This window comes from Magnetococcales bacterium (genome assembly GCA_015231925.1).
Lineage (GTDB): Bacteria > Pseudomonadota > Magnetococcia > Magnetococcales > JADGAQ01 > JADGAQ01.
Genome location: JADGAQ010000326.1, coordinates 1 through 2,823 on the forward strand (window position 1 = coordinate 1; position 2,823 = coordinate 2,823).

The 2,823-nt window shown below is 54.9% G+C and carries 2 protein-coding genes; both read right to left on the bottom strand.

Translation table 11 applies throughout. From position 1 onward, the window contains the following. Positions 1-320 precede the first annotated feature (320 nt). The gene (locus HQL56_19400; protein ID MBF0311683.1) at positions 321-1,085 is read right to left on the bottom strand and encodes a hypothetical protein; all 765 of its coding nucleotides are present in this window, start codon (positions 1,083-1,085) and stop codon (positions 321-323) included. 3 nt (positions 1,086-1,088) lie between these two features. Next, positions 1,089-1,967 (bottom strand): AAA family ATPase, encoded by an 879-nt coding sequence (locus HQL56_19405; GenBank protein ID MBF0311684.1) that lies wholly within the window; start codon positions 1,965-1,967, stop codon positions 1,089-1,091. Positions 1,968-2,823 lie beyond the last annotated feature (856 nt).

Here is a 2,823-nt window from a genome sequence, read left to right on the forward strand (position 1 = left end):
GTTTCGGGTGGGGTGGGGCTGTCCAGGCTGAGGGGGGGGGGGAAGGTCGGTTCCGGTGTGAACAGCGGCAATGCCGCTGATGTGGTCTCGGGTGGCAGGCCGATCCGGGGCCATCGGGGTGTTCGACGAGGCGGGCAATGAACCTGAGAGTGTCTCGGGGACCATCAACTTTGTTTTCCTGAAATATTATTTGGTTTTTCTTCCTTTCAATATGTTTTCTTTAAAGTATCAAAAAAAGGAAATGTTCTATCCTTTTTCCTTTTCCTGTTCTTGTCAATATATTTTCTGCTCCTGTGCATGTCTTGTATTATCAAAAGGCCTCAGGTAAAACCGTTGCGCACAGCGGCCCGCACCATGGCGGCGAATTCGCCGGAGGGGAGTTGGTACTCTTCCAGGTGTTCGGCGGCCTTGTCCCGTAGGGCGCGTTCGGCGGCCTCGTCCCGCAGGGCTAAGGAACCATTGGCCAGATCATGGATCAGTTTGAGCTGTTCGTAATGCTTGAGGCGCTGTTCCACCAAATGGGAGCGTTCGTTCAGGGCAAGCGTGGTGACAGTGCATTGTCCGCGACGGTTCATAGGGGCAGCCATCTCCTTCCCCCAGGAGATGGCCTCCTCCGGATCTTCGCGTCCCGGATCGACCAGAAGCGGTTTTTCTTGAGCAATGTCCTGATGATGGTTTCGGGCGCGTTGTCCGGGATCTTCCAGGGGGAAAAGATTCTTTTTCTGACTGCGATTACAATCTTCGCAGGCGAGGTAGAGATTGGACCAGTCGTAGACCAGCCAGTAGTAGCCGGGTTTGGTGAGTGGATCTGAATCCTGCTGCTGATAACCAGCCTTTGGGCGAAAATGCTCCACGTCGCCGGGATGGTTGTCGATCTTGCTTTCACAAAAGCAGCATTTGCGGTGTTGCGCCGCCCGCAAGGCTTCTTTGACCTCTGGAGCGTTATAGATATTTTCCTTGAAGTCGAATGACGGTGTTTCGCCAGCCGGGGTAGCGTCGAATTGGGATTGGAGAGCTTTCGCGCCTGCTTGTCCCTTGGTGACCAGTATTTCAGGGGGCTCCGCCGGCTTGATGATGCGGATCATGTCTCATCGTCCCTGCTTCAGCAGATCGGCAGCGGCGCGGAGAATGTCCATGGTTTCCCGTTCCTCCCTGGACTCTCCAACCGGAAGGGGACCGAGTTCGGCTTCCACCTGTTGCAGCCGTTCCCGCTCTTCCGGCGTGAGTTGCCCCCTGGCAAGCAGGGTGCGACGTTCCGCCATCAGTCGTTCGGCGGCCTCGGCCCGCAGTGGAATGCCGAAGAGGTCGCTGGTGAGAATCTGGTCGACGCGCCAGTTGCGGATGTTTTCGGGGTTGTTGTCGATGACGACCTGATCCCCCACCCGGCGCAGCACGGCGATGTTGGTATCGTTTTCCCCCGCCGCCTGGGCGATGAGCGGGCTGTGGGCCGTGGCCACGAACTGGGTTTGAGGAAAGTGTTCGCTCAAATGGCGCATGATCTTGCGTTGCCACACCGGATGCATGTGCAGGTCGATTTCGTCCACCAGCACCACGGCGGGTTCATGCAGCGGTTCCGGGCTCTCCGGGTAGTGTTTGAGCATGCGGTCCGCCAGATCCACCACCCACCCCATCATGGTGCGATAGCCCAGGCTCAAATCCTTGAAGGAGACCCCGCCGTAAGGGGTTTTGAATTCCACCTTGGGGCGGTGCCGTGCGGAGGAGGGTGGCAGGATGCGAATGTCCTCCACATCCGGCAGCAGATCGATCAGGGTTTGCCGGATCTTCTCCAGCCGGGCCTGGGCCTGCTTTTGGAAGGGGGAATCCTTGCTGGCGGTGTAGTCGGCATCCAGAAGCCAGGTTTCCGGGTTGAGCAGAGGGACATCCTCGGTCAGGAGGTGGTTTTCGTTGCTGATCTCTTCGGCGTTGCCGCTTTCCTTGTGCAGGAAGCGGTTGGCGCTGTAGGCCACGACTAGGCCGTCACAGGAAATGGATCGATTATTTTGTGTAAGCGGATCAAAGATTCCAAAACTACTATTGCCATTCGACTCTCTTCTGTATTGACATGATATATAATTATAGTAATAGCCATTGTATATAAACGTATATGTAATGCCTAGATAAAACGAAACCTCTGCATGAAAGTAAGCATTTTTTACATTACAAATTATAGGAATCAATGTTCTATGGAATATTATATCGTTATAATTACGATATAGCTGCATAACAGAAGCATCAGCGGCGGTTTCATATAAGTACTTCGCTGCGGGTCTCATCCCAAACAAACACTGCAACAGCGTCGTCTTGCCAACCCCGTTATCCCCCAGCAGAATGGTCCATCTGGCCCAGTTGCCGTTGGCATCAGCCAGATTGAGCCGTTGCTTCTCCTTGAAACAGCGCAGGTTCTCCACTTCAAGGCCGGTGAAATAGACCTGCTTGATTTCGACAGGTTCATTATCGACCAAAGGGGGTGTCTCTTCGGGTGGGGTCTGCTGGCTCATGGCGGTCACACGGTCGGGATGAAGGCAGAAATCCTGTTGGACAGTCTACCCGATCAATTTATATGGGTAAACCCCCGGCTCTGCCGGGGTAACAGTAGAAGTTTGACTTTTCCGGGAGTCGTCCAGGGTGTTTAATCCCCAGGACTGTTCGGGAGGATCAAAAACCTCTGTTTGTAGTGAGCGTTCAAACGTAACGATTCAGGCCTCTGCCCGATGGTATCAACGGCGAAAGGAAAAGTCCCAGGGGTGCCCCCTGGACCCCATGGGGTCGGAAGTCAACAGCAAACGGAAAAGTCCCAGGGCGCTGCCCTGGACCCGTCGGGGG